Genomic DNA, 24,198 nt, shown 5'->3' on the forward strand with positions numbered 1-24,198 from the left:
CGCCGAACGAGGTCCTGACAACCGGCAGGTCACAAAACTGAGCGCATGTGCACAGGTGAGTAATCGCGACTTAACGGGCCAGAAACACAGACAACGTGGAATAGCTGACCAGGAGGTACGCCATGACTGTCATCGACTCACGTACAGCGGTACCGAACGACATTGCTCGTAGTTGGACCCCGGCCTGCACACTGGACGCACTGATTCCGGGTCGCGGGGTAGCGGTGCTCCTGCGCGGCGGCACCCAAGCGGCGCTGTTTCTGCTCGACGACGGACGACTGTTCGCGGTGGGCAACATCGATCCGTACGGGCGCGCAGCGGTGATGTCGCGCGGACTCGTGGGAGACCGCGGGGGCGAGCCCACGGTCGCATCGCCGTTGCTCAAGCAGGTCTTCTCCTTGGTCGACGGGCGCTGCCTCGACGATACGGCGGTCGGTCTCGGATCCTTCGAGGTCTCGTGCGTCGAGGGTGTCGTGCTGGTCCGCGGCGGCTCTACGTGAGCGAAATCGCCGGGGCAGGAACGCCCCTGGCCGGGTTCACCGTCGGGATCACGGCATCGCGTCGGGCCGAGGAGTTCGCAACTCTGCTCGAGCGGCGGGGAGCAACCGTGATGCATGCCCCCGCGATCCGCATCATCCCGCTCGCGGACGATGCCGAGCTGGAACGCGTGACCGCCGCGATCATCGCGCATCCGCCCGAAATTACCGTTGCCACAACGGGAATTGGATTCCGGGGCTGGATCGAGGCCGCCGACGGATGGGGGCGGGCAGAAGAACTCGGATCGGCGCTGGGGGCGTCCCGGCTGCTGGCCCGCGGCCCCAAGGCCACCGGTGCGATCAGGGCCGCCGATCTCCGTGAGGAATGGTCGCCCGCCTCCGAATCCTCCGCGGAGGTGCTCGAGCACTTACTTGCCGAAGGGGTCGAGGGCAAACGTATTGCCGTGCAGCTGCACGGCGCGACAACCGAGTGGGAGCCGATCCCGGACTTCTGCGAGGTACTGCGCTGTGCCGGAGCCGAAGTGGTTCCGGTACCGGTGTATCGATGGACGGCCCCCGACGAGCAGGGCCCGATGGACCGCATGATCGAAGCCGTCGTTGTCGGCGATCTCGACGCTGTCAGCTTCACCTCGGCACCCGCGGTGGCGTCGATGCTCATGCGCGCCGACGAGAACGGGGTCCTCGAACCCCTGCTGCAGTCGATGCGCACGCGGGTACTTCCGGTCTGCGTGGGGCCGGTGACGGCGGCACCCCTCGAACAGCTGAACGTGACCACGACGCAGCCGGCGAGGGCGCGTTTGGGCGCACTGGCGCGGCATATCGCGGAGGAATTGCCGAGGCGGACCGGTCGTCTTCACGCAGGCGGACACGTGGTGAGCGTGCGCGGCCGGTGCGTGGTGGTCGACGGTGAAGTGCGACCGGTGTCGCCGGCCGGAATGGCGTTGATGAAGACGCTGGCTCGCAATCCTGGACGTGTCGTCTCCCGGGAGGATCTGCTTGCGTCCTTGCCCGGTGGCGGAGGTGACACCCACGCGGTGGAAACAGCGATGACCAGACTCCGGTCCTCTCTGGGCGCGCCGAAGGCGATCCAGACCGTCGTCAAGCGTGGGTATCGGATCGCACTCGATCACATCGAGACCGAAACCGACTGCGATTCCGACGAGCCCGCCGTGCACGCGCGTGTGGCCGTCGTCGAAGGAGGGAAGTACTGATGACCCCGACTCTGGTTTTGGTAGCACACGGCACCCGAAACCCCCGTGGTGTCGAGATGATCGCCGCACTTGCCGATGCAGTGTCGACGCAGATCGGTGCCACTCGTGTGGCATTCGTCGACGTGCTCGGGCCATCCCCGGCCGAGGTGCTGCGCGATACCCCCGGATCGGCGGTCGCGGTGCCGGCATTTTTGGCATCGGGCTACCACGTCCACACCGACGTACCTCGAGAAATTGCGGAGAGCGCCCATGCCTCGGTCGCGGTCACCCGTGCTCTGGGGCCGGACCCTGTACTCGCGGAGGTCATGCTCGATCGACTGCGCGACTCCGGTTGGCGCACAGGCGATTCGATCGTGCTCGCCGCTGCAGGGTCGTCCGACCCCCGAGCGCTGGCAGAACACGTTCGAGCCGCGGCGATGCTGGCCGACGTCGCTCGGGTGCCGGTACGCATCGGATACGTGGCCACCGCTGTGCCCACGGTGGCCGAGGCGGTCTCGGCTCTGCGCGACGAGGGGCACTCTCGAATCTTCGTCGCGTCGTATCTGTTGGCGCGGGGGCTGTTTCACAACCGTCTGGCCGACGCAGGTGCAGACGGCGTCGGTGAGCCGCTGGGAGTCCATCCGGCAATCGTCGATCTGGTGGTGGACCGCTATTTCGAGGGTGTTCGGTCACTCACCGCGGCAGCGGAAGAATGGTCACCGGCTCGTCGGCGGTGATCTCAGCGGGAACCAGTGCGAGCGCATCCCGTCCGACCAAGTGGCCCAGGTGTGCAGTGCGTACCTCGGTATCGGCCCGCCAGCGCGTGCCGTCGACGGTGACAGGGACGAGGCGTGGGACGGCGAATCGAACGTCTGCGGCGTTGGACAACTGACCGATCCGTTGTGGGCGGACCGTTCTGCGGGTGAGCGCGTCCACGATCGCGGGTGCCGTCAGCAGTGTGGTCGCAACGGCTGCAAGCGGGTTGCCGGGTAGGCCGAGCACCACCGTCCCGTCCGGCAGTGCCGCGGTGATCTGCGAACCGCCGGGTCGAACACGCATCCGGCCGACGATGGCTTCCGCGTCGAGTGCTGCCAGCGTCGAGCGCAGTTGATCGGCGGCCCCGCCACCAGTGGCTCCGACCACGATGACGACCTCCAGATCCTGTGTGCGAGTCAGGACGTCTCGAAACTCCGCCGCCGAGTCGTCGAGCAGTGTCACCTCGACGACCGCGATGCCGCAGTGCGCCAGATACTCCGGCAACACCGAGCCGAGAACATCTCGGGTCTCGCCTGGAGCCAGTGGACCGCTCGATCGAATCTCGTTGCCGCTGATTACTATTCGACCACGAACCGGACCGCGCACCGTGACGTCCAACACTTCCGCGCTGGCGGCGAGAGACCGTACCGCCGCATCGATCGGAGTTCCGGCCGCGACGAGTTCGGTGCCCGGCAGCCAGTCCTCGCCGCGTCGACGTGTGTCGTCGGATTCGCCTGTGTTCGACAGTCGACGTACCGACCCGTCCGGATCGCGGGTCACGTGCTCGTCGCGCACCACCGTCGTCGCCCCGGGCGGCAGCGCAGCACCGGTCGCGATGCGCACCGCCGTACCGTCGACGAGTCCGGTGATATCGGTACTTCCGGCGTAAGCGATCTCGGGCCGCAGAGTCCATGGCTCGGAGCCGCAGACGGCGTAACCGTCCATCGCGGAGATGTCGACTGCCGGTAACGCGGTCTGGGACACGAGGGGTTCCGCAAGGACGGTTCCAACACTGTGCTGCAAGGAAATTCGAGCGGTCGGCAGGGGACGGAGGCTGCTTCGGATGCGCTCCATCGCCTCGGCGACCTCGAGCGTCTGCGACGGCTGCGCGGCGAGTCGAGCGGCCCGCAGCTCGGCAGGAGTGTCGCAGTCCTCGATACCGGGTAGCGCGATGACCTGATGATCGACCGGAACGATCCGGCGCATCGGTACACCTTCGGCCGAATCGAGCTGTGCCACAGCGGATCGCAGCGTTGCTTGCTGCCATACTCCCAACAAGAATTGCGTGCGGCCCGCACTGTCGCGAGCGAATACCGCATCTGCTTCGGAGTGTGCGATGGACTCGATCAGGGACCCCAGTGCGGCGGAGTCGAGAAATGGAATGTCCGACGCGACAACGGCCACCAGATCTGCGGTGTGCTCTGATGGGGCGTTGTCATCGAGGGATCGTAGTCCTGCGGCGAGAGCAGCAACAGGTCCACCGCCGGCAGGAGACTCGCGAGTCTGGACGACGTGATCCGCCACACCGTCACGTGGTGGACCCACCAGAACCGTTCTACGGCAGTTCGATACGGCGTCCACGGCGATGTCGACCAGGCGACGACCGCCGACGGTCAGAGCCGGCTTGTCGACTTCTTTCGACGCAGGTGAGAGCTCGGGATCGACCATCCTCGAACCGCGACCGCCGGCGAGGACGATCGCATCGCAGACCGGTTGCGTCATGTTTCGAGAGCTCTCATGTCGGCAGAGGCACGTTCTGTAGCCGAACCTGCCCACGCGCAATCGTCTTTCCGCTGTCGGAGGCAGTAATCGTGACCAGCCACAATTGCTGAACACGGCCCTGCTGCAGCGGTTCTGCGACAACGTCGACGCGTCCGCCTTTGCTCGCGCGCAGGAAGTCGGTGCCGTTGTGCACGCCGACGGCGAACTCACCACGATCCTTGACCGCTTCACTGGCACCGATACTGGCGGCGCTCTCGACGGCGGTCGTGTAGACCCCGCCGTGTACTACGCCCCACGGGGTGAAGTGCTCGTCCGTCAAGTCGATGTGACCCGACACCCGGGTGCCCGAGACCTCGTCGACGACCAGTCCGGCAGAGGCGACGAAGGTGCTCGCCTTCGACAGGGCGAACTTCGACGTGGGACGTGGATCGAACTGCCCGAGCCCGTCTCTGATGTTCATCCTCCGAGGTTAGTGGTCGAGTCGAGGGGCGATGGGAGCGCCCCGAAGTCGAATCGAATCGACTTCAGCGGGACTCTGCCGTCGTGGACTGCCACTCCCTCGCTGCGCAGCGTCTCGAGCTGCCGGGTGGCCAGGTGCGGAGCGGGCCTGCCACTGGCTCCGAGGACGCGATGCCACGGTAGGTCGGCGGAGTCCGTTCGCATGATCCATCCCACGATGCGTGGGCTCGACAGGTCTGCAGCTGCCGCGATGTCTCCGTACGTGGCGACGTATCCCGGCGGAATGGACGCGACCAATGCGCGAACTCGCTCGACCTGGTCTTCGGTGATCGGTGCCATCTAGAGCACGGATCGCACCAGCTCGGCCACTTCGACCGGCTTGGCCTGGCCGACCATGTGATCACAGTCCAGTTCGACGGTGCGCAGGTTCTCACCGAGCTTCTCTCGCAGTGCAGCGAGGAATTCGTTTGTGACATAGGGAGGTTCGACACGCATGGCCCGAACCACGATAGTCGGGACGCTCTCGGCGGGAACCACGATCGGTCGAGCCAGCTCGCCCCACGTCGCAACGATCGCCGGGATCGACATTCGCCACGCCACCTTGCCGCCGTCGGCCGGAACCAGGTGGTCGGCAACCTCGCGGTCGAGCAACTCGGTGGGCACGTCCGCCCATGCTCCGTGGATCTTCTCCGACCGCGCCTCGTCGGCGTCGGTGTAATCGGGGGACTTGGCGGTTGCCTCGGCCACGTCGAGCAGCTCGTCCGGCGGCAGAGCGATCGCGGGATCGAGCAGAATCAGCGCCCGCACCGCATCCGGGAACCTCTGTGCGAGGTGGACGGCCAACGCGCCGCCGTACGAATGTCCGAGCACTACGACCGGACCCCGCGCGTGGGCGTCGAGTACTGCTTTCAGGGCCGTGACCTGGGCGTCGATGTCCCAGGGCGGCGTGGCCGGGGAATGGCCGTGGCCGATCAGATCGGGAGCCAGAATTCGGGCTTCGGGCAGGTGATTGTCGGCGAGATCCCACCAGCGGGCACCGTGGCCGGTCACACCGTGAACGGCGAGGATTTCGGGACCGTCTGCGGGTCCGAACGTATGCAGATTCAACTCGGGCACGTCGACCACTATGCCGCATGGAGTGCCGCCGCGGATTCTGCCGGTCCACTGCAGGGGCCTCGATGCTGAGGCGAAGGTTGTCGGTGGTCCGTGATTGCATCTGTACCCATGAGCACGGACGGCAGACACGGCGCGACGGTCACCCTCGTCCGGGCACCCAAGGTGGATCTTCCCGCCCGCACGTGGGCCGGCGCGGCCGCTCGGCTGTTGTCGTCCCGACCGAATTCGGCGTCGGAGGCGGCGCAGGGTGCGCCCCGGTGGAATCCGTGGCAGATACTCGGTGGACCCGGAACGGGAAAGACATCGCTCGTCGCCGACTACGCGGTCTCGCGCATCGTCTCCGGGGATCCGGAATCGGTTCTGGTGCTAACCCAGTCCAAACGGGCGGCCACCGCGGTGCGTGAGGTGATCACCTCCGGCCTCTTCAGTGGAGACCACGCGCTGAGAGCGACACGCGAACCGTTGGTACGTACTGTGCACTCCTATGCCTTCGCGGTGCTCAGGCTGCAAGCGTCTCTCTACGGCAACCCGCCACCGCGGCTGCTGACCGGAGCCGAGCAGGACGCCGTGGTGCGCGAGATGCTGAGGGGCGACCTCGAGGACGGTGCCGCCGAGTGGCCGGAGCGGTTGCGTCCGGCACTCGGCACCTCAGGGTTCGTGACCGCTGTGCGAGACATGATGCTCAGGTCCGCCGAACGCGGAATCGGGCCGGAAGACCTCGTCAAACTCGGTCGCAAGCACAGCAAACCCGAGTGGATTGCCGTCGGACGATTCGCCGCTCGGTACGAGCAGGCCATGTTGCTGCGCGGGGCAGTGGGCGTCGAAGCTGCGGGAGCCACGGCACCCGGTCTGGATGCCGCAGAGCTAATCGGTGCCGCTCTGATGGCCTTCGCCACCGATCCGGATCTTCTGCGCAGTGAACGTGCCCGCATCCGCCACCTCGTCGTCGACGACGCGCAACACCTCGATCCTCAAGCGGCACAATTGGTTCGGCTGATCGGTACCGATACCGAATCGACCGTCGTCGCGGGGGATCCCGATCAATCCGTGTTCACGTTTCGTGGTGCCGATCCCACATTCGTGGCCGACCTGGTCGAGGTCGATTCGCCACGGCGAGTAGTGCTGACGCGCAATCACCGATCCGTGTCGGAGGTTGCCGAGTTGACCGACATCGTGGCAGGGCGATTGCCCGGGCTCGGCCGGCACCGGTGTCCCGAACCGGTGGCCGTTGCCCGATTCGGGAACCCTTCGGGACGAGTGCATGTTGCGTCCTCGCCGGCCAAAGAAGCCGCGATCATCGCCGACGCCATGCGACGGGCCCACCTGATCGACGGGGTGCCGTGGTCCGAGATGGCCATCGTCGTGCGGTCGGTGCCGAGGACCGTCGCACCGCTGCGCCGGGCGCTGCACGCAGCGGGTGTTCCGATGGTCACGCCCACCTCGGAGCTTCCGCTGCATCGCCAGCACGGGGCGGTGGGTCTACTGCTGGTACTCCGTGCGATTTCCGATCCGACGTTCGACGGTGAAGACGCACTGGCATTGCTGTCCGGGCCGATCGGCGGAGCCGATCCGGTCGGTCTTCGTCGATTGCGTAGGGGCATGAGAAGACTCGAGCTCGCATCGGGCGGTGAACGCGACTCCGCCGAACTTCTCAGGGGCGTTCTCACCGACGATTCCCGCGGAAAGAACGAGGGGTTCGGCGGACTGTCGGATGTGGAGTCAGCGCCGCTGCGCAAAGCACTCGGCGTAATCCGGAAGGCCAGGGCGGTTGCCCGGACGGGCCGCGGTGTCGAGGACGTGTTGTGGGCAGCGTGGCAGGCGACGGGTCTCGAACGTCGGTGGGCCGGCGCGTCGGCGTGGGGTGGCTCGGCCGGTGCCCAGGCAGACCGTGACCTCGATGCTGTGGTTGCTTTGTTCGATGCGGCGGCAGCCTATGTCGACAGGCTGCCGCGCGCGCAGATCGGTGGATTTCTCGATTACATTGCGCAGCAGGAGATTCCCACGCTGAGCTCCCATCGACCCACGGTTCGGGCCGATGCCGTCACCCTGCTCAGTGCGCATTCGGCTGCGGGTCGGGAATGGGAGCTCGTTGCGGTGGCCGGGGTTCAGGAAGGCCTGTGGCCGGGCCTTCGAGCGCGCGGAAGCCTGCTCGGGACCGACACGCTGATCGACCTCGTGTCCGGGAAGTTCGACGCCGGAGCAGCACTCGACGGGCGGCTGTCGAAATCGGCACCCCTGCTCGCCGAGGAGCGCACGCTGTTTCTGGTCGCGTGCAGTCGAGCTCGATCGACTCTGCTCGTCACTGCCGTCGATTCCAGTACCGGCGATGCCGACCTCGTTCGTTCTCGCTTCGTCGACGAACTGCGCGGGGTGGACGTCGACGGCGAGTCCCTCCTTCCGCTCGAAGCGCCCGAGTCCGCACATCGGGTGTTGGCGCTGCCGATGCTGGTTGCCGAGCTGCGCAGTGTCGTGTGCGATCCAGTCGTTGCCGAACACGATCCGGACAAGCGAGCCCGGGCTGCTCGCCATCTGGCAACTCTCGCGGACGCCGGTGTCCGAGGCGCGCATCCGGACGAGTGGTTCGGGGTGGCAGGGCTCAGCAATGCCGAGCCCTTGTGGCAGCTCGGGGACGGTCCGGTGCCGTTGTCTCCGTCCACAGTGGAGCAGCTCACCACGTGCCCGCTGCGGTGGATGCTCGAACGGCACGGCGGCAACGACGGTGCCAACACCCATGCGGTCACCGGAACCCTCGTGCACACCCTGGTGCAGGCGGTGGCCGGTCGTATGCCACCCGAGCAGCTTCGCCGCGCGCTCGAAACAGCATGGGATGCTGTGGATCTGGGGTCGCAGTGGTACTCACGACACGAGCTCGATCGAACCGGAGCGATGCTCGAGACGTTCGAGAATTGGCTACAGGGCAGTCGCGGTGAGCTCACCGAGGCCGGCGTCGAAGTGCGGGTCGAGGGAATTCTGGACGCCCGGTCGGAGGACGAGCCGGCGGTGGCGTTGCGCGGACGAATCGACCGACTCGAACACGACCCGGACGGTCGGCCGGTGATCATCGACGTCAAGACGGCGAAGACCGTCATGTCGAAGGAGGACGCACGAAACCACCACCAGCTGGCCACCTATCAGGTTGCTGCTGCAGCCGGTGCGATCGAGGGCGAGCCCGCGGGCGAACCCGGCGGAGCCCGGCTGGTGTTCGTTGCCAAACCGCACAACAAGGACGGGGCGACTCAGCGCGTACAGGAAGTTCCGACACCGGAGAGACTCGAGGAGTGGCGGGACACCGTGCACCAGGCCGCATCGGCAACACAGGGGCCGACATTCGAAGCGCGCGTGAACGATGGCTGCAGGCACTGCCCGGTCAAGTCCAGCTGCCCGGCACACGAGACGGGACGGCAGGTGACCGAGCAGTGACGACACCGACAAAGAAGCGGACCGGTTCGGTGCGGGTGTCGCCGGTCGAGCTCGCCCGGGCACTGGGACAGAAGCATCCGCCGACCGACGAGCAGGCTGCGGTGATCGCGGCCCCGCCCGGCCCCATGCTCGTGGTGGCAGGAGCGGGGGCGGGCAAGACCGAGACGATGGCCGCCCGTGTGGTGTGGATGGTGGCCAACGGTTTCGTCGACCCGGACCAGGTGCTCGGCCTGACCTTCACGCGAAAGGCCGCGCAGCAGTTGACGTCTCGGATCAGGGCGCGGCTGGCTCGGCTGGCCGGATCCGATCTGGTGCGCGCACTCGATCCCAGTCTGGCACTGCGTGAACGGATTCTCGGTGCCGAGCCCGAAGTGAGCACGTATCACTCCTACGCAGGCCGACTGCTCACCGAGCACGGCTTGCTGCTGCCGATCGAACCGTCCGCGACACTGCTCTCGGAAACCGAACTGTGGCAGCTGGCGCACCGCGTCGTCAGCACGTGGGACGGCGACCTGGACACCGACCGAAACCCCACGTCGGTGACCGAGGCGGTACTGGCGCTCTCGGGCCAGTTGGCCGAGCATCTCGTCGATCCCGATGAGCTGCGCCACGCACACGTGGAGTTGGAGAAACTGGTACACACGCTCGGGCCTGGCCCGCGACAACGCGGCGGCCCGACCAAAGAGCTGTTGAACATCCTCGACGCGCAGCATCAACGAATCGGGTTGTTGCCGTTGGTGGAACGGCTGGGCCAGACTCTGCGCCGGGAGGGCGCACTGGATTTCGGCTCGCAGATGTCGATGGCGGCGCGGGTCGCGGCCGAGCATGCCGAGGTAGGAACAGCCGAACGGCAACGTTTTCGGTTGGTGCTGCTCGACGAATACCAGGACACCGGGCATGCCCAACGCGTCCTGCTGTCGTCGCTCTTCGGATCCGGCGGCGACCCCACCTTGGCGTTGACGGCGGTCGGCGATCCGATGCAATCGATCTACGGCTGGCGCGGTGCCTCGGCCGCGAACCTGCCACGGTTCGCCACCGACTTTCCGCAGGCCGACGGTGGCCCCGCCCCTCGACTGGAACTACTCACGAGCTGGCGAAATCCGCCCGAGGCGCTGACTCTCGCGAACCTGATCACCGATCCGCTACGCCGCGTCGGTGTTCCGGTGCCGACTCTGCGGGCCCGTCCGGGAGCTGTTCCCGGGGACGTCCGAATTGCCGTCACCGATACCGTTCTCGACGAACGCGAGTGGATTGCCGACCGGATCGCGGGGGAGTACCGCTCGGCCCTGGAGCAGGATCGGCCACCGCCCACCGCGGCAGTTCTGGTGCGACGCAACGCCGATGCCGAACCGATCGCAGAGGTACTGCGCAGCCGCGGATTGCCGGTGGAGGTCGTCGGTCTCGGCGGCTTGCTGCATGTTCCCGAGGTGGCCGACATCATTGCGATGCTGCGACTGGTCGCCGACCCGACTGCAGGCAGTTCCGCTGTGCGCATCCTCACCGGTTCTCGATGGCAGATCGGGCCGACGGATCTGCGGGCCCTCTCCCAGCGCGCCCGAGAACTCGAGATCCGCAGCGGCTACGGCACCACGGGTCGGGTCGACGACTCCGAGACGTTGGATGCCGCGCTCGGCAGCGCACTGCCCGGCGAGCAGTCCGAGCAAGCGGGGCTGGCAGACGCCATAGCCGACCCGGGTCCGGCGGAGCGGTACTCGGAGGTCGGCCACCGGCGGATCGTCGCCCTTGCGGGTGAACTGCACCTCCTGCGCGACCGGATAGGGCAACCGCTGACGGAATTGGTCGGCGACATAGAGCGGGTCATGAACATCGGTGTCGAAGCGCAAGCCCGAACACCGATCGGTATCGACGGGGCAGTCGGCCGCGAACATCTGGATGCATTCGCCCACGTGGTGGCCGATTACGCAGACAATCCCACCGCCACAGTGACCGGATTCCTGTCGTTCCTCGCTGCCGCGGAGACGGTCGAGGACGGCCTCGCGCCCGGCGAGGTCGACGTCGCCCCACACCGAGTTCAGGTGCTCACCGTCCACTCCGCGAAGGGCCTCGAATGGGAGGTCGTGGCCGTGCCGCACGTGGCGAAGGGCGTGTTCCCGTCGTCGAACGCGTCCTCGACCTGGCTCGGTGCCATGGCCGAACTACCGCCGTCGCTGCGCGGTGATCGCGCGCTGGACGGTGAGGGCTCCGAGGGCGTTCCGGTTCTCGAGCTCGACCAGCTGTACAACCGGAAGGACCTGGAGGATGCGGTAAAGAACCACAAGGACGCGCTCGCCCGGCGTCGGCTCGCCGAGGACCGGCGACTGTTCTACGTTGCTCTGACCAGAACCGAACGGGTGCTGTTGGTGTCCGCGCACCACTGGGACCAAACGTCGACGAAGTCGCGTGGGCCGTCGGAGTTTCTCGACGAACTGCACAGGCAGGTCAGCGAATCCGACGACGCCGCAGCTGTGATCGAGCAGTGGGCCCCGGCTCCGGAGGACGGAGTGGAGAACCCACTCGGAGCGGTACCGCACACGGCGTCCTGGCCGCGAGACCCGCTCGGACCCAGACGTGATGCGGTCGAGAGCGGCGCGCAGGAGGTGCTACGAGCACTGTCGGATGGTCCGGCAGCGCAGCTCGATTCGACTGACAGCACTGACGACCCGAACTTGGACGACCCGGAGAACTGGGCTGCCGACGTCCGGACCCTGCTGGCCGAGCGGGCAGCGAGGTCGGTTTCAGGAGTCGACGTGGCCCTACCGGGCAACCTGTCGGTGACCCAGTTGGTGGACCTGGCCGCGGATCCCGATGGCCTGGCGTCGCGACTTCGTAGGCCGTTGCCTTTTCCTCCGAATCCGTTGGCGCGCAGAGGAACTGCATTTCACGCCTGGGTCGAGCGGCGGTTCGGCGCAACTCGATTGCTCGACCTCGACGAGTTGCCGGGCTCGGCCGATACCGGTGCGTCGGCCGACGTCGACCTGGAGACGTTGCAGCAGGCGTTCCTGGACTCGGAATGGTCGTTGCGCAGCCCCGTGGAGGTCGAGGTTCCGTTCGAGACGTCCGTGGCGGGCACGGTGCTGCGCGGCCGAATCGACGCCGTGTTCGCAGACCCCGACGGCGGCTGGACCGTCGTCGACTGGAAGACCGGTGCAGAGCCGACGGCGTCGGAACAGCAGGCAGTGGCGATGCAACTCGCGGCCTACCGATTGGCGTGGGCCGAGCTGATGTCGATCGGGCAGGCAGAACCGGTGTCGCTGGACCGCGTCCGCGCGGCGTTCCACTATGTCCGCAGCGGTCACACCATCTCGCCCGAGAACCTCCCGGACGCAACAGCTTTGGCCGAACTTCTCGAGGGTCCGGCCGTGTCGACGCCGATCGACGCTACGGCGCGTTCCGGCGAGCCTTGAGAGCCTCGGTGACCAACGGGATCTGCAACGGGAGGCGGGCGATCATGGCTGCTTTGAGCGCCGGTGACGTCTTGGAGCTCTGCACGTACTTCCACGCGAGGTTGATGTTGGCGGGAAAGACCGCAACGAACAGGGCGGCCGCCAGCGCGCCTCCCACGCGGCGCGTCGACGGAGCAGCCAAGGTCGCGGCCACCGCGAGCTCGGCGACGCCCGAGACCTGGGTGTACGTGCGAGCCGAACCCGGCAGTGCCGTCGGAACCTGCGCGTCGAAGAACGTCGGCGTGACGAAATGAAGGATGCCGGCTCCGGTGAGCAGTCCGGCGAGGCGCAGTGCGGCTGCCTGACTCGATCGCTGTGTCATGCACTTACCGTGCCACATCCCGAGTCGTCGGCACGGATCCGTCGCGCGGGGTTACGCTGCGTGCCGTGAATGATCTCGACTTCTGCGCACACTTCGGCGGGCGACGTGGCAGGTAGGTTGCGTGCGCGCCTGAGCGACAGTGGCGCGCTGACCGACAAGCCCGACTTCGCGCTCGTGGGAGTGCTCCGAGTCCCGGAGCTCGAATCGAGCCCGTGGAGCGCGATCTACAAACGCGTACTGATGGCGCTGGGCATTCTGTTTCTCGCAGCGTTCGTGGTGTACCTCGACCGCGACGGTTACAGCGACAACCAGAACGGCGAACTGTCCTTTCTGGACGCGTTCTATTACGCCACGGTGTCGCTGTCCACGACGGGATACGGTGACATCGCACCGATGAGCCCGTCGGCGCGGCTCACCAACATTCTTGTCATCACACCACTTCGGGTTCTGTTCCTCATTCTGCTGGTCGGAACGACGCTGTCGGTTCTCACCGAGCGGTCCAGACAAGCATTCAAAATTCAGCGATGGAGACGCAGCGTGCGCAATCACACCGTGGTCATCGGTTTCGGCACCAAGGGCCGGACCGCAGTCGACGCGATGCTCGGAGACGGTGTACCGGCCTCCGACATCGTTGTGGTCGACACCGATCAGACGGTGCTCGATGCCGCGTCGGCCCTGGGCCTGGTCACCGTCCACGGTTCGGCGACCAAGTCGGACGTGCTCAGACTCACCGGAGCCCAGCACGCGTCGGCCATCATCGTCGCGACCAACCGAGACGACACCGCTGTACTGGTGACTCTGACCGCTCGTGAGATCGCTCCCAAGGCCAAGATCGTCGCGGCCATCAGAGAAGCGGAGAACACCCACCTGCTGCGTCAGTCCGGTGCCGATTCCGTGGTCGTGTCCTCGGAGACCGCGGGTCGGTTGCTCGGCATCGCGACCTCCACACCGTCCGTGGTGGAGATGATCGAGGACTTGTTGACGCCGGAGGCAGGCTTCGCGATCGCTGAGCGCGAAGTCGAGCGCGACGAGGTGGGCGGCTCTCCACGGCATCTCACCGACATCGTGCTCGGAGTCGTGCGGGGCGGCAAACTGTTCCGGGTCGGCACTCCGGAAGTCGATGCCGTCGAGGCGTCCGATCGCCTCCTGTACATCCGTCGTGTGGGTGAGTAACGAAGTCCGAGTAGGGTTCCGAGCGTGCCGAAATTCCACCTCGCTCACCCACCTCGCCTCTCTCGGTCACCCCTGAACAGGGCCGAGGAACTACGCCGAGACACCGCCGCGCTTGCAGCCGGCTGGTCGACCGGCCGACTACTGAATGTCGACGGCAGAGGCAGATTCGGCGTGGACGAGGACGGTTTGATCCTCACCCCCGCCGTGGATGTTGCGCCGGAGCCCACGGCCGATGCGGTCTTTCTCGGGATCCACGGGGACCGGTACCTATGGACCAGGCGGGTGGAGATCGTGGACGGCACGCTCGGGGATCTGCGTACCGACGGTGATCGCTTGGACAGCACTGCACTGTCGATGGTGACCGGCGCGTTGGCGATCCTCAATTGGCATGCGAGCGCACAGTTCAGCTCACTCGACGGCGCGCCGTCGGTGCCGTCGAATGCGGGGTGGTCTCGCACCAGTACGTCCACCGGTCACGAGGAATTTCCCCGTACCGATCCCGCAGTCATCTGCCTGGTCCACGACGGCGTCGACAGGGTGTTGCTGGCTCGTGCACCGGCCTGGCCCGAGCGGCGGTTCTCGGTTCTTGCGGGCTTCGTCGAGGCCGGCGAATCGCTCGAAACGTGTGTGGCACGGGAGATCAAGGAAGAAGTCGGCCTCGACGTCTCCGACATCGACTACCTGGGCAGCCAGCCGTGGCCGTTCCCGCGTTCGGTGATGATCGGGTTCTCGGCCGTCGCCGACCCGGAGCAGCCCTTGCTTTTCCAGGACGGCGAGATTGCCGAAGCCCACTGGTTCGATCGAGCCGAGGTGGTCGCGGCGCTGGAACTGGGCGACTGGGGATCGGAGTCGAGCTCCCGATTGCTACTTCCCGGTTCCATCTCGATCGCGCGCGGAATGCTCGAAGCGTGGGCGGCCACGGCCTGACGTCGGATCAGAGCGACAGCGCGCGCTTGACCTCGGCGAGACCGGGATTGGTTGCGGTCGAGCCGTCGGCGAAGAGGACGGTCGGCACCACATGGTTACCGTTGTTCACGCTTCCGACGAACTCGGCCGCTTCGGGGTTCTGCTCGATGTCGATCTCGGCGTATGTGATTCCCGCCTCGTCGAGCTGAGTCTTGAGTCGGCGGCAGTATCCGCACCACGTCGTGGAGTAGACGGTGAGTGCGGCTGGGGTCTGCTGAGTGTTCTCGGTAGTGGTCACGTCAAGAGTCAACAGGAGCACCGACGCCGTTGTTCCGGCAGGCTCGGGCCCGGGCGGAACTGTCGGTGCGCACTGACACAATGGTCCACATGGCTGACGACGCGATGACCACCGGACTGGATCCGGAGCAATCCGCGGCGGTATTGGCTCCACGTGGCCCGGTCTGCGTTCTCGCCGGTGCCGGCACGGGCAAGACGCGCACGATCACTCGACGCATAGCGCACTTGGTCTCGGCGGGGCATGTCTCCTCGGGGCAGGTGCTCGCGGTGACGTTCACCGCTCGCGCTGCGGGCGAGATGCGAGGTCGCCTCCGTGAGCTCGGGGTCGGGGGAGAGGGGCCTCCCGTGCAGGCCCGGACGTTCCACGCCGCGGCGATGCGGCAACTCAAGTACTTCTGGCCGCAGGTCGTCGGAGACACCGGCTGGCAGCTGCTCGATCGCAAGTTCACCGTTGTTTCCCAGGCGGCGAATCGCGCCGGAGTGTCGACCTCGACCGACGCGATCCGTGATCTGGCAGGTGAGATCGAGTGGGCCAAAGGCTCGTTGATCGCGCCCGAGGATTACCCGCGTATCGCGGCGAGCAATCGCCGCGACGTCCCGATGGATGCCGCCAAGGTCGCTGCCGTGTACGCCGGGTACGAGGAGCTGAAATCTCGAGGCGGGGACGGCATGTTGCTCGATTTCGACGACCTCCTCCTGCACACGGCCGCAGCTCTGGAAGAGCACTCGTCGGTGGCCGACGAGTTCCGCGAGCGGTATCGCTGCTTCGTCGTCGACGAATACCAGGACGTGACACCGCTGCAACAACGGGTGCTCGACGCCTGGGTGGGCGATCGTGACGATCTCACCGTCGTCGGGGATGCGAACCAGACCATATATTCGTTCACCGGCGCGTCCCCCCGCTATCTGCTCGACTTCTCTCGCAAGTATCCCGAGGCCACGGTGGTTCGGCTCGAACGTGATTACCGGTCGACGCCGGAGGTGGTGTCGCTGGCGAATCGTGTCATCGGTGCCGCTCGCGGACGTATTGCCGGCACCCGGTTGCAATTGATCGGTCAGCGGGAGAAAGGGCCCGAGCCGGAATTCTTCGAGTACGACGACGAACCGGCGGAGGCCGACGGAGTGGCGCGCGCGGTCAAGAGGCTGATCGCGAAGGGGGTCGAGCCGGCCGAGATCGCGATTCTGTACCGCATCAACGCTCAGTCGGAGGCGCACGAGCAGGCGTTGACCGAGATGAAGATTCCGTATCAGGTGCGCGGCGGCGAGGGCTTCTTCACCAGACCGGAAGTGCGGCAGGGAGTCAACGCGCTGCGGCAGGCAGCCGGTTGTGACGATCTCCCCGACGTCGCACAGTCCGGCGACGGCCTGACGGCTCTGGTGCGGGCCGTGCTTGCCCCGCTCGGCCTGACGGCGGCCGAGCCGACCGGTGCACAGGCCCGCGAGAAGTGGGCGTCGTTGGGTGGTCTGGTGCAGCTCACCGAGGAACTTCTCGTTCACGAGCCGGACCTGACCCTCGAGAAGTTGCTGGGGGAGCTGGCTGCGCGTGCCGAGGCGCGGCATCCTCCGACGGTGCAGGGTGTGACGCTGGCCTCCTTGCACGCGGCGAAGGGCTTGGAGTGGGACGCAGTGTTCATCGTCGGTCTCGCCGACGGAACTCTGCCGATCTCGCACGCCATCGGCAACGACCCCAGCGCCAACAACGAGGCCGCGATCGAGGAGGAGCGCAGACTGCTCTACGTCGGTGTCACGCGCGCCCGAGTCCACCTGCATCTGTCCTGGGCGCTCGCCCGCAACGAGGGTGGGCGCAAGTCGCGCCGGCGGTCGAGGTTTCTCATCGGTCTCGTGCCCGAGGATTCGCCCGCCTCGCGTATCGCGGCACCCGCTGCCAAGAAATCAGGACCCAAGTGCCGGTTGTGTGGGAAGCCGTTGATCGGTACGTCCGCCACCATGCTCGGTCGATGCGAAAGCTGTCCGTCGAACGTCGACATCGCCCTGTTGGACGCCCTGAAGTCATGGCGACTGGACAAATCCCGTGAATTGAAGGTGCCGGCGTACGTGGTGTTCAGCGACAACACGCTCACTGCCATCGCCGAGCAGCAGCCGCAGGACGAGCGAGGACTTGTCGCCATCCCCGGAATCGGTGCCAAGAAGTTGGAGCGGTTCGGCGAGGACGTACTCGCCGTCGTGCGTGAAACGGACAGTTGACCGGGCGGGTAGAAATAGCCGAAAACTGCTGGTCAAAAATAACTTGTGCAGATATCGGCGGGGGGCTTAGTCTGTTTCTCGTGTCGCGGGAGACCGCGCACTGCCCAATCCGCCTTCGAGACCAGAACAGGAGCTGAAGAGAAATGATCAACATTTTCGACGCCACCGTTGCCGATGCAACCGTCGCACTCAGCCCTGTCCTCGATACCGCGCCCATCGGCACTCCCGCTGCAGGCGCAGCCGCTGACTCGGTTGATCCGACGTGGATCCGCTCCTCCGCTTTCGGCCCGATGCACCAGACCGCTTCGGCGGCCTACGGGTCGCATTCCGCCCAGGTCGCCCTGGCACCAGGAGCGAAAGCCGTTGCTCAGGCAGCCCGCCGTCACCGCGCACCACGTGCGTCCGTGCTCGACAGCAGATACCGACTTCACTGTCGGTAAACGCTTCGACAAGCCCCACCAGGCCACGGACCCGCACTCGCGGACCGTGGCCTTTCTCGTTCAGGTAGTTCCTCTACCCGTACGTGAGGCCGACATGGTTCGCATCATCCCTCGAACCGACAACGACGCCGCACGAAAAGTAGAGGAGACCGACGTGTCAACCGCCACGATCCGGACGACATGCCGACCGGAGTCCGAAAGTGCCTACGCTGCACAGTGTTCCACTGGAATAGGCTCGACCGAACTGGCCCAACTGCAGCTGTCCGTACCCTGCCGAGCGGCGAACCCCGACATGTGGTTCGCCGACACCCCTGCCGAGCTCGAGCAGGCGAAGGCGCTGTGCGCTCAGTGCCCCATCAGGCGTACCTGCCTGGATGCGGCATTGGACCGTGCCGAGCCCTGGGGTGTGTGGGGCGGAGAGATCCTCGATCAAGGAGTGGTCATCGCCCGGAAACGTCCTCGCGGACGACCACGCAAGAACGCAGCATGATCTCCGGAACGGATACCCGGCTTCACCGCATCGTTCAGTCGGTGAAGCCGGGTAACCACTCGGTGAGGATTGCCATGTACGGCGCGTAGGCGTCGAGCTGGGCGCAGATTCCTACCAGTCCACCGAGAACGCGGAAGATCATCACGTATTCGGCGGGCATGTTCAGTGCTCGAACAGTGCGAAACTGAGCACTGTTGAAATCCGCGGCAGTACCTGCAGCCTTCTGCAACCACGCGCGGGTGAAGTGGAACGACTCGGTGTGGATCGGGTCGGTGAAGGGGCGTAGGTAGTCCGCAATTTCCTTCTCTGTCACCGTTCGGCCGGGCACCACGAAGCCGCTTTCGGTGAACAACACCACCAGTTCCTCGAACCTCTCGTCCCGCGCGAGCGACACCATCCGGCCCAGAACGGGTGGCAGACCGTCGGGCATCGGAGCGCACGCACCGAAATCGATGACGCCCATGCGCCCGTCGTCGAGCATCATGAAGTTGCCTGGATGTGGGTCGGCGTGCAACAACTTCGCCCGAGCGGGTGAGACGAACGCGAACAGGGCCAGGAGCTCGCCTGCCCGGTTACGTTCCTCGGCCGTACCGCTGGCTATGACGTCGGCCAACGGTCGACCCGTCATCCATTCGCTGACAACGACTTTGGGCGCACTGGCAACAATCTTGGGAATTGCGAATTGCGGATCGCCCGCGAACTCCTTGCTGAACGCCCGCTGATTCGAGGCCTCGATACGGTAGTCGAGCTCGTCCTCGGTGCGGGCCGTGAGCTCTTCGAGCACCGGCTTGACGTCGGTCCCCGCGAGCACGGTGCTGAACAGGTTCGCGAAACGCGACAGAGTCTTGAGGTCGGAGCGCAATGCAGCGTCGGCACCGGGATACTGAATCTTCACTGCGACGTCGCGTCCGTCCGACCACGTGGCCCGGTGCACCTGGCCGATGCTCGCCGAGGCGATAGCTGTGTCGTCGAAATCGAGAAAGCGTGATCGCCACGCTGTTCCGAGTTGTTGATCCAGCACTGTGTGGACCGTCTTCGCCGGCATGGGCGGGCCCTGCGCCTGGAGCTTGGTGAGGGCTTCCCGGTACGGCTCGGAATACTCCTCGGGAACTGCGGCTTCCATCACCGAGAGCATCTGCCCCAGCTTCATGGCACCGCCCTTGAGCTCGCCGAGAACGGAGAAGAGCTGTTCCGCAGCTTTCGCGGCCATGTCCGCATCGATCTCGTCGCGATTTCCGCCGGCGAGCTTCTTGCCGAAGCCCATGGCAGCACGCCCCGCCATTCCCAGTGGGATGCTGGCCAGTTTTGCAGTACGAGTCGATCCACGGCGCGGTATGTCAGACACGACTCCATCATGGCTGAACCTTCCGACAATTGCTCGGACCCGCGTATTACGACCTGTATCGACCGAGGTGATCGCCTCGATCAATGCCAGCAATCACAGTGCGGGTGCTTGCGCCACAGTCTTTTGTGCACCGTGGCTGCACGCGCTGCGAGATTCAACTCCATGGTGCAGTCGGCGGTTTCGGGCATCGACCCGTCGGAGCGACCGATGAGCGGCTCGAGCTGGGCGAATGCAAATGCCGCCGTGGCCAGCACCGTCGCGCTGCTGGCATGACCGACGGTACCGAGCAGCTGAGCCGACAGGTGTGGCCATTCGGGGTCGAGGTCGCAGCGAGTCAGATCTGCGCACCGCAGGCAACTCGTTCGGCCTGGCAGGACGAAGGGGCCGACCACACCCTTCCCGTCCCGCAGCCGCACCTGCAGATGTGGGATGCGTAGACGGACCAGATCGGTCACCAATCGCGGCTCGGCGACCAGATCGTCGGCGAGTACGACGATGTCGTAGGTCCACGCATTCACGGTGGACTGTGGGTAGCGAGTAGGCGTCAGGCTCGACCGGCTGACCGCTGCGCTGGTTCGACTCAGGCCCGACGCCAACGCGTCCGACAGCGGTCCACGCCCCATGAGGTGGACGGTGCGCACCGTCCCGGGCGCGTCCGGCGTCACGTGCTGCGACACGGCGGGCATGTTCGTTCCGTGCATCAGCAACCCGGATTCCTCCAACTCGCCGAGCATCGCCGACGTTCGGTTGGCGGAGAGCCCCAATGTCATTGCGTGACAGACGATATGAGGTCTCGACCGGCCGGCGGCGAGGAGCCGAAGGACTTCGAGTATCGAACCCGGCTCGGCCCCGGGAGGCGGAGTGACGACAACGCTGGTCTCGGGGCTCCAGCCCAGTTGAACGGTGCCGTCCCGTCGAGGCAGTATCGCCACCGCGGGATCGAGTCGAACGGTCGGTGTGATCATGAATCACACTCTGACAGCGATCACTTCCGCGAACTCCCGCCCGGGGCACGTTATCCACAGGGGTGCAGTGCCTCCGAGCAGGCGTTCGACGGAGAAGCGGAACTCGAGCGAAAACTGCCCGGTCAGCTTGTGGATGAACCCTTTTCGGGATCGTCGTCGCTGCTGTCGTCGCTTTTGTTCTGGTCGTCCTTGCCCGCGGCCTGTTCGGCTTCTGCGCGTTCTTTGGCCTCCATCGCCTCGAGCTGGGCGATCGGGTCGTCGAAGTTCGACGTTCCACCACCGACTACGCGGTCGATGAACGATGCAGGGTTGTCCAGGTCCGACGAGTCGGGCAGCAGGTCTGGATGCGCCCACACTCCGTCGCGTCCCTCGATGTCGGCTGCGGCGAGGAGCTGGCGCCATAGGTCTGCTGCCTCGCGGACCTTTCGTGGACGCAGTTCGAGGCCGACCAACGTGGCGAAGGTCTGCTCGGCCGGGCCGCCGGAGGCCCGACGGCGGCGGATGGTCTCGCCGAGTGCCACAGCCCCCGGCAGTCGGTCGCCCAGCGCAGCTGCGACCACGGTCTCGACCCATCCTTCGACCAGGGCCAGGAGTGTTTCCAGACGCTCGAGAGCATGCTTCTGCTCCGGCGTCGTCTGCGGCTCGAAGGCACCCTGCTGCAGAATTGCTTCGATCTTCGACGGATCGGTCAGCGCGGACGGGTCGAGGCCCGCCGCTGCCTCCTCGATTGCCGAGAAGTCCATTCGGATCCCGCGCGCATACTCCTCGACTGTGGCCAGAACCCGCTGCCGCAGCCATGGAATATGGCTGTAGAGCCGCTGGTGCGCGGCTTCCCTCGCCGCGAGAAACACCAAGACCTCGCGCTCGGGTTGCTCGAGTCCCTCACTGAACGACGCGATGGCCGACGGCAGCAACGCCGCTGTGCCCGACGGTCCGAGCGGTAGGCCGATGTCGGTGGAGGTGAGTACCTCCTTGGAGAGCTGACCGAGTGCCTGGCCGAGCTGCGAGCCGAAGGCCATTCCGCCCATCTGCGTCAGCATGCCCATCATGGGTCCGGCCATCTGCTGGGCCTCGGCGGGAAGACCGGATGTCCACATCCCCGAAATTTGCTCGGCGACGGGATCGCACAGTCGCTTCCAGGTCTCGATCGTGTTGTCCAGCCAGTCGACCGGTGTCCATGCAGCCGTCTTGGTAGCACCGGCAGGCAGGGTCGTCGCCCCGTCGAGCCACAGCTCGGCCAGGTGTGCGGCATCCGTGATGGCTTCTCGCTCGCCTGCCGATACCGGGCTGAAGTCACCCATCTGCTGACGGGCCAGCTGTTTGGCCAAGTCGTAGTTGACCGGTCCGGAACCGGTCCCGCCGGCAGTGCCCATGCCACTGAGCATCTGACCGAACTGGGTGAGCATCTGGCCCAGCTGGGCAGGGTCGAACCCCTCCGCACCGAAGCCGAAACCGGCGGGGTTGCCCGAACCGTCCGGATCCTTCTTCTTGTCCGGATCGTCGTCGGAAGCACCGAAACCAAAATTGCTCATGTCTCAACGGTACAAGCCATGTGCACGCGGAGCGCGGAAGATCGTCACGCTGACGGCGAACAGATCACGCTCGTCGCTGCGTGTGACAGGCTCCGGCAGGGGCGGTATCGGCGGCCCGGCGCGTTCGGATCTAGTGTCTACCGAGTGAACCGAAGGATCGCCACTCTTGTCGCTGCGCTGGTACCGGTGGTGGTGCTGGGCGTCACCGGATCGGTCGTCACCGTTCCGTTCGCCGCTCTCGGCCCCGGCCCCACGTACAACACCCTCGGCGATGTCGACGGAGTGCCCGTGGTGCAGATCGACGGAACCGAAGTCGATCCGACGGCGGGGAATCTGAACATGACGACTGTTGCCGTCCGGGATCAGCTCAATCTGTTCGAGGCCATCGGTTTCTGGGCGAGCGGCCGTCAAGGCCTCGTTCCGCGCGAGGAGGTCTATCCGCCGGACAAGTCCAAGGAAGAAGTGCAGGAGGGCAACCAAGCGGATTTCGAGGAGTCCGAATCCAGCGCCGAACTTGCCGCTCTGCACCACCTGGATCTGCCGGTGTCGTTGGCTGTGGCGAGCGTGGCCGAGGATGGGCCCGCCGCCGGGGTGCTGAACGTGGGGGACACGCTCGTCTCGGTCGGCGGCAGCCCGGTAGCCACCGCGTCGGCAGTGCGTGAGGCCGTCAGCGCCCGAGCGCCGGGCGATTCGCTGGACATCGAGTACGTGCGAGACGGTACGACGCAGACGAGTGCGGTGGTTCTGGGCGGGCGGCCCGACGACGCATCCAAGGGCTACCTCGGCGTCACTCCCGAAGAGCAGCCCGACGTCCCGTTCGAGGTGAAGTTCAACCTCGCGGACGTGGGCGGGCCCTCGGCCGGGTTGATGTTCAGCCTCGCCGTGGTGGACAAGCTCAGCCCTGGTGAATTGAGCAACGGGGAGTTCGTCGCAGGTACCGGAACCATCGATGGCGAGGGCACGGTCGGCCCCATCGGCGGCATTCCGTACAAACTGATCGCTGCCCGGGAAGCGGGAGCCACCACGTTCCTGGTTCCGGATGCGAACTGCGGTGAGGCACTGCAGAACGTCCCCGACGGACTCCGCCTGGTGCGTGTCGAATCGTTGGACAGTGCTGTCCAGTCTCTGCAGGCGATCGGCTCAGGTGCCGACGCGCCGTCCTGCAGCTGATCCGTCTCTCGGGGTGGACGCCGCCGCTAGTCGTCTTCGACGGTGTCGAACGTGGCGTAGAGCCCATGAACGACGTTGGGTGCCAGGTTTTCTGCGATGCGAAGATCGATCGGCGCGAAGGGGTCGGCGTCCTCGTCGGGGTGTAATTGCAGCAGCGTCAGGGATGGGCCGTCCTTGACGACCGCGACGATCAACCGTGCATCCCGCTTCTCGGGATGGTTCTCGGCGGCCGAGCGCGCCGCCCGGTCTGCTGCGTCCGGATCGGCGAGTAACGGCATCAAGGCATCGTCGAGGGTCGATTCGGCGGCCGGAGGAAGTACGACGATCTCTTGCACCAGAGCGCATCCGACGACACCCTCGGGCCACGTCGAGGTGGCAAGGAATTCGTCGAGGGCGGGAGAGCCGCCCGTGATGTCCTCCGGGAGCGAGTGTTGCTGAATCGGAGTCAGGGCAGCGCCGTCGGCCAGATCGTCCAGCAGACCGGGTTCGGCTGCTGCCAGAGTTGCTGTGGGTACCAAGGCGAACATCTGGGGGGCCTGGTGCCATCCGCCTGCGTCGACGAAATCCGCCACTTCGCGCGCGCACCGGGCCAAAGCGTCCGACACATCCTGTCCACCGGACTCGGGGTCGAACTCGTCACCGAAATCGTCTCGGCCGGGCAGTCCGTCACTGTCGTTGCTCACGGCACTATCCTCGCATCCGGATCGTTCTACGGATGCCGACCCTCCTGACCTGCGGTCGACAGCGGCC

The 24,198-nt window shown here is 66.0% G+C and carries 21 protein-coding genes; 11 read left to right on the top strand and 10 right to left on the bottom strand.

Annotated features, from left to right (window positions below; translation table 11 throughout):
- The first annotated feature begins 122 nt into the window (after nt 1–122).
- From nirD to AC5WEY_RS12045, 3 genes are read left to right on the top strand one after another with little or no spacing between them, the layout of a single operon-like run.
- The gene (gene nirD / locus AC5WEY_RS12035) at nt 123–500 is read left to right on the top strand and encodes a nitrite reductase small subunit NirD (protein ID WP_495646064.1); all 378 of its coding nucleotides are present in this window, start codon (nt 123–125) and stop codon (nt 498–500) included.
- On the top strand, nt 497–1,708 hold the full coding sequence (locus tag AC5WEY_RS12040; RefSeq protein ID WP_495646065.1) for a uroporphyrinogen-III synthase: 1,212 nt from the start codon (nt 497–499) through the stop codon (nt 1,706–1,708). Before nirD ends, AC5WEY_RS12040 begins: the two co-directional genes overlap by 4 nt.
- A complete protein-coding gene (locus tag AC5WEY_RS12045) occupies nt 1,708–2,424 on the top strand; it encodes a sirohydrochlorin chelatase (RefSeq protein WP_495646066.1) in 717 nt (238 codons plus the stop codon). Before AC5WEY_RS12040 ends, AC5WEY_RS12045 begins: the two co-directional genes overlap by 1 nt.
- Here the strand turns inward: AC5WEY_RS12045 and AC5WEY_RS12050 are convergent.
- The 4 genes from AC5WEY_RS12050 to AC5WEY_RS12065 are packed head-to-tail and all read right to left on the bottom strand — an operon-like array spanning nt 2,381 to nt 5,740.
- The gene (locus AC5WEY_RS12050) at nt 2,381–4,165 is read right to left on the bottom strand and encodes an NTP transferase domain-containing protein (RefSeq protein ID WP_495646067.1); all 1,785 of its coding nucleotides are present in this window, start codon (nt 4,163–4,165) and stop codon (nt 2,381–2,383) included. The genes AC5WEY_RS12045 and AC5WEY_RS12050 overlap by 44 nt on opposite strands.
- 13 nt (nt 4,166–4,178) lie before the next feature.
- Entirely contained in the window at nt 4,179–4,625 is a 447-nt protein-coding gene (locus tag AC5WEY_RS12055) for a PaaI family thioesterase (RefSeq protein ID WP_495646068.1), read from the bottom strand.
- Complete coding sequence (locus tag AC5WEY_RS12060) at nt 4,622–4,963, bottom strand: MGMT family protein (RefSeq protein WP_495646069.1); 342 nt, start codon at nt 4,961–4,963, stop codon at nt 4,622–4,624. The genes AC5WEY_RS12055 and AC5WEY_RS12060 overlap by 4 nt, the downstream gene beginning before the upstream one ends.
- A complete protein-coding gene (locus tag AC5WEY_RS12065) occupies nt 4,964–5,740 on the bottom strand; it encodes an alpha/beta hydrolase (protein ID WP_495646070.1) in 777 nt (258 codons plus the stop codon). It lies immediately after the preceding gene.
- Nucleotides 5,741–5,848: 108 nt separating this feature from the next.
- Here AC5WEY_RS12065 and AC5WEY_RS12070 point away from each other — a divergent pair, with 108 nt between their 5' ends.
- On the top strand, nt 5,849–9,160 hold the full coding sequence (locus tag AC5WEY_RS12070; RefSeq protein WP_495646542.1) for an ATP-dependent helicase: 3,312 nt from the start codon (nt 5,849–5,851) through the stop codon (nt 9,158–9,160).
- Nucleotides 9,157–12,564 carry an ATP-dependent helicase gene (locus AC5WEY_RS12075; RefSeq protein ID WP_495646071.1) on the top strand — a complete coding sequence of 1,136 codons (3,408 nt, stop codon included), beginning with the start codon at nt 9,157–9,159 and terminating at the stop codon, nt 12,562–12,564. Before AC5WEY_RS12070 ends, AC5WEY_RS12075 begins: the two co-directional genes overlap by 4 nt.
- On the opposite strand, the gene AC5WEY_RS12080 is transcribed toward AC5WEY_RS12075, so the two are convergent.
- Nucleotides 12,539–12,925: a DoxX family protein gene (locus tag AC5WEY_RS12080; RefSeq protein WP_495646072.1), complete on the bottom strand. Its 387-nt coding sequence runs from the start codon at nt 12,923–12,925 to the stop codon at nt 12,539–12,541. The genes AC5WEY_RS12075 and AC5WEY_RS12080 overlap by 26 nt on opposite strands.
- A gap of 105 nt (nt 12,926–13,030) precedes the next feature.
- On the opposite strand from AC5WEY_RS12080, the gene AC5WEY_RS12085 reads away from it, so the two are divergent.
- Together AC5WEY_RS12085 and nudC are read left to right on the top strand one after the other, a co-directional pair.
- Nucleotides 13,031–14,098 (top strand): potassium channel family protein, encoded by a 1,068-nt coding sequence (locus tag AC5WEY_RS12085; protein WP_495646543.1) that lies wholly within the window; start codon nt 13,031–13,033, stop codon nt 14,096–14,098.
- Between the two features lie 24 nt (nt 14,099–14,122).
- Complete coding sequence (gene nudC, locus AC5WEY_RS12090) at nt 14,123–15,025, top strand: NAD(+) diphosphatase (protein WP_495646073.1); 903 nt, start codon at nt 14,123–14,125, stop codon at nt 15,023–15,025.
- 7 nt (nt 15,026–15,032) lie between these two features.
- Here the strand turns inward: nudC and AC5WEY_RS12095 are convergent, their stop codons facing one another.
- On the bottom strand, nt 15,033–15,302 hold the full coding sequence (locus AC5WEY_RS12095) for a mycoredoxin (RefSeq protein ID WP_057477747.1): 270 nt from the start codon (nt 15,300–15,302) through the stop codon (nt 15,033–15,035).
- Between the two features lie 89 nt (nt 15,303–15,391).
- Between AC5WEY_RS12095 and AC5WEY_RS12100 the strand changes: the two genes are divergently transcribed.
- The 3 genes from AC5WEY_RS12100 to AC5WEY_RS12110 all read left to right on the top strand — a co-directional run bounded on the left by AC5WEY_RS12100 (nt 15,392) and on the right by AC5WEY_RS12110 (nt 18,436).
- On the top strand, nt 15,392–17,506 hold the full coding sequence (locus tag AC5WEY_RS12100; RefSeq protein WP_495646074.1) for an ATP-dependent DNA helicase UvrD2: 2,115 nt from the start codon (nt 15,392–15,394) through the stop codon (nt 17,504–17,506).
- Between the two features lie 143 nt (nt 17,507–17,649).
- Entirely contained in the window at nt 17,650–17,946 is a 297-nt protein-coding gene (locus AC5WEY_RS12105; protein ID WP_495646075.1) for a hypothetical protein, read from the top strand.
- Between the two features lie 154 nt (nt 17,947–18,100).
- Nucleotides 18,101–18,436, top strand: a complete 336-nt coding sequence (locus AC5WEY_RS12110) for a WhiB family transcriptional regulator (protein WP_495646076.1) — start codon at nt 18,101–18,103, stop codon at nt 18,434–18,436.
- Nucleotides 18,437–18,470: 34 nt separating this feature from the next.
- Here AC5WEY_RS12110 and AC5WEY_RS12115 read toward each other — a convergent pair whose 3' ends face one another.
- The 3 genes from AC5WEY_RS12115 to AC5WEY_RS12125 form a co-directional block, all read right to left on the bottom strand.
- Complete coding sequence (locus AC5WEY_RS12115) at nt 18,471–19,781, bottom strand: ABC1 kinase family protein (RefSeq protein ID WP_057477504.1); 1,311 nt, start codon at nt 19,779–19,781, stop codon at nt 18,471–18,473.
- Between the two features lie 80 nt (nt 19,782–19,861).
- On the bottom strand, nt 19,862–20,746 hold the full coding sequence (locus AC5WEY_RS12120) for a hypothetical protein (RefSeq protein WP_495646077.1): 885 nt from the start codon (nt 20,744–20,746) through the stop codon (nt 19,862–19,864).
- 122 nt (nt 20,747–20,868) lie between these two features.
- On the bottom strand, nt 20,869–22,278 hold the full coding sequence (locus AC5WEY_RS12125) for a zinc-dependent metalloprotease (protein ID WP_495646078.1): 1,410 nt from the start codon (nt 22,276–22,278) through the stop codon (nt 20,869–20,871).
- A 144-nt stretch (nt 22,279–22,422) separates the two neighbouring features.
- Here AC5WEY_RS12125 and AC5WEY_RS12130 point away from each other — a divergent pair, with 144 nt between their 5' ends.
- On the top strand, nt 22,423–23,448 hold the full coding sequence (locus tag AC5WEY_RS12130; protein ID WP_495646079.1) for a YlbL family protein: 1,026 nt from the start codon (nt 22,423–22,425) through the stop codon (nt 23,446–23,448).
- A gap of 26 nt (nt 23,449–23,474) precedes the next feature.
- On the opposite strand, the gene AC5WEY_RS12135 is transcribed toward AC5WEY_RS12130, so the two are convergent.
- Nucleotides 23,475–24,053, bottom strand: a complete 579-nt coding sequence (locus AC5WEY_RS12135; protein ID WP_495646544.1) for a PPA1309 family protein — start codon at nt 24,051–24,053, stop codon at nt 23,475–23,477.
- Nucleotides 24,054–24,198 lie beyond the last annotated feature (145 nt).

The sequence above is a fragment of the Rhodococcoides sp. S146-33 genome, from assembly GCF_059489205.1.

Coding starts and splice junctions, on each gene's coding strand:
- AC5WEY_RS12120 (WP_495646077.1), bottom strand. CDS start 20,746: ATGATCACACCGACCGTTCGACTCGATCCCGCGGTGGCGATACTGCCT.
- AC5WEY_RS12060 (WP_495646069.1), bottom strand. CDS start 4,963: ATGGCACCGATCACCGAAGACCAGGTCGAGCGAGTTCGCGCATTGGTC.
- AC5WEY_RS12045 (WP_495646066.1), top strand. CDS start 1,708: ATGACCCCGACTCTGGTTTTGGTAGCACACGGCACCCGAAACCCCCGT.
- nirD (WP_495646064.1), top strand. CDS start 123: ATGACTGTCATCGACTCACGTACAGCGGTACCGAACGACATTGCTCGT.
- AC5WEY_RS12100 (WP_495646074.1), top strand. CDS start 15,392: ATGGCTGACGACGCGATGACCACCGGACTGGATCCGGAGCAATCCGCG.
- AC5WEY_RS12080 (WP_495646072.1), bottom strand. CDS start 12,925: ATGACACAGCGATCGAGTCAGGCAGCCGCACTGCGCCTCGCCGGACTG.
- AC5WEY_RS12125 (WP_495646078.1), bottom strand. CDS start 22,278: ATGAGCAATTTTGGTTTCGGTGCTTCCGACGACGATCCGGACAAGAAG.
- AC5WEY_RS12050 (WP_495646067.1), bottom strand. CDS start 4,165: ATGACGCAACCGGTCTGCGATGCGATCGTCCTCGCCGGCGGTCGCGGT.
- AC5WEY_RS12055 (WP_495646068.1), bottom strand. CDS start 4,625: ATGAACATCAGAGACGGGCTCGGGCAGTTCGATCCACGTCCCACGTCG.
- AC5WEY_RS12105 (WP_495646075.1), top strand. CDS start 17,650: ATGATCAACATTTTCGACGCCACCGTTGCCGATGCAACCGTCGCACTC.
- AC5WEY_RS12070 (WP_495646542.1), top strand. CDS start 5,849: ATGAGCACGGACGGCAGACACGGCGCGACGGTCACCCTCGTCCGGGCA.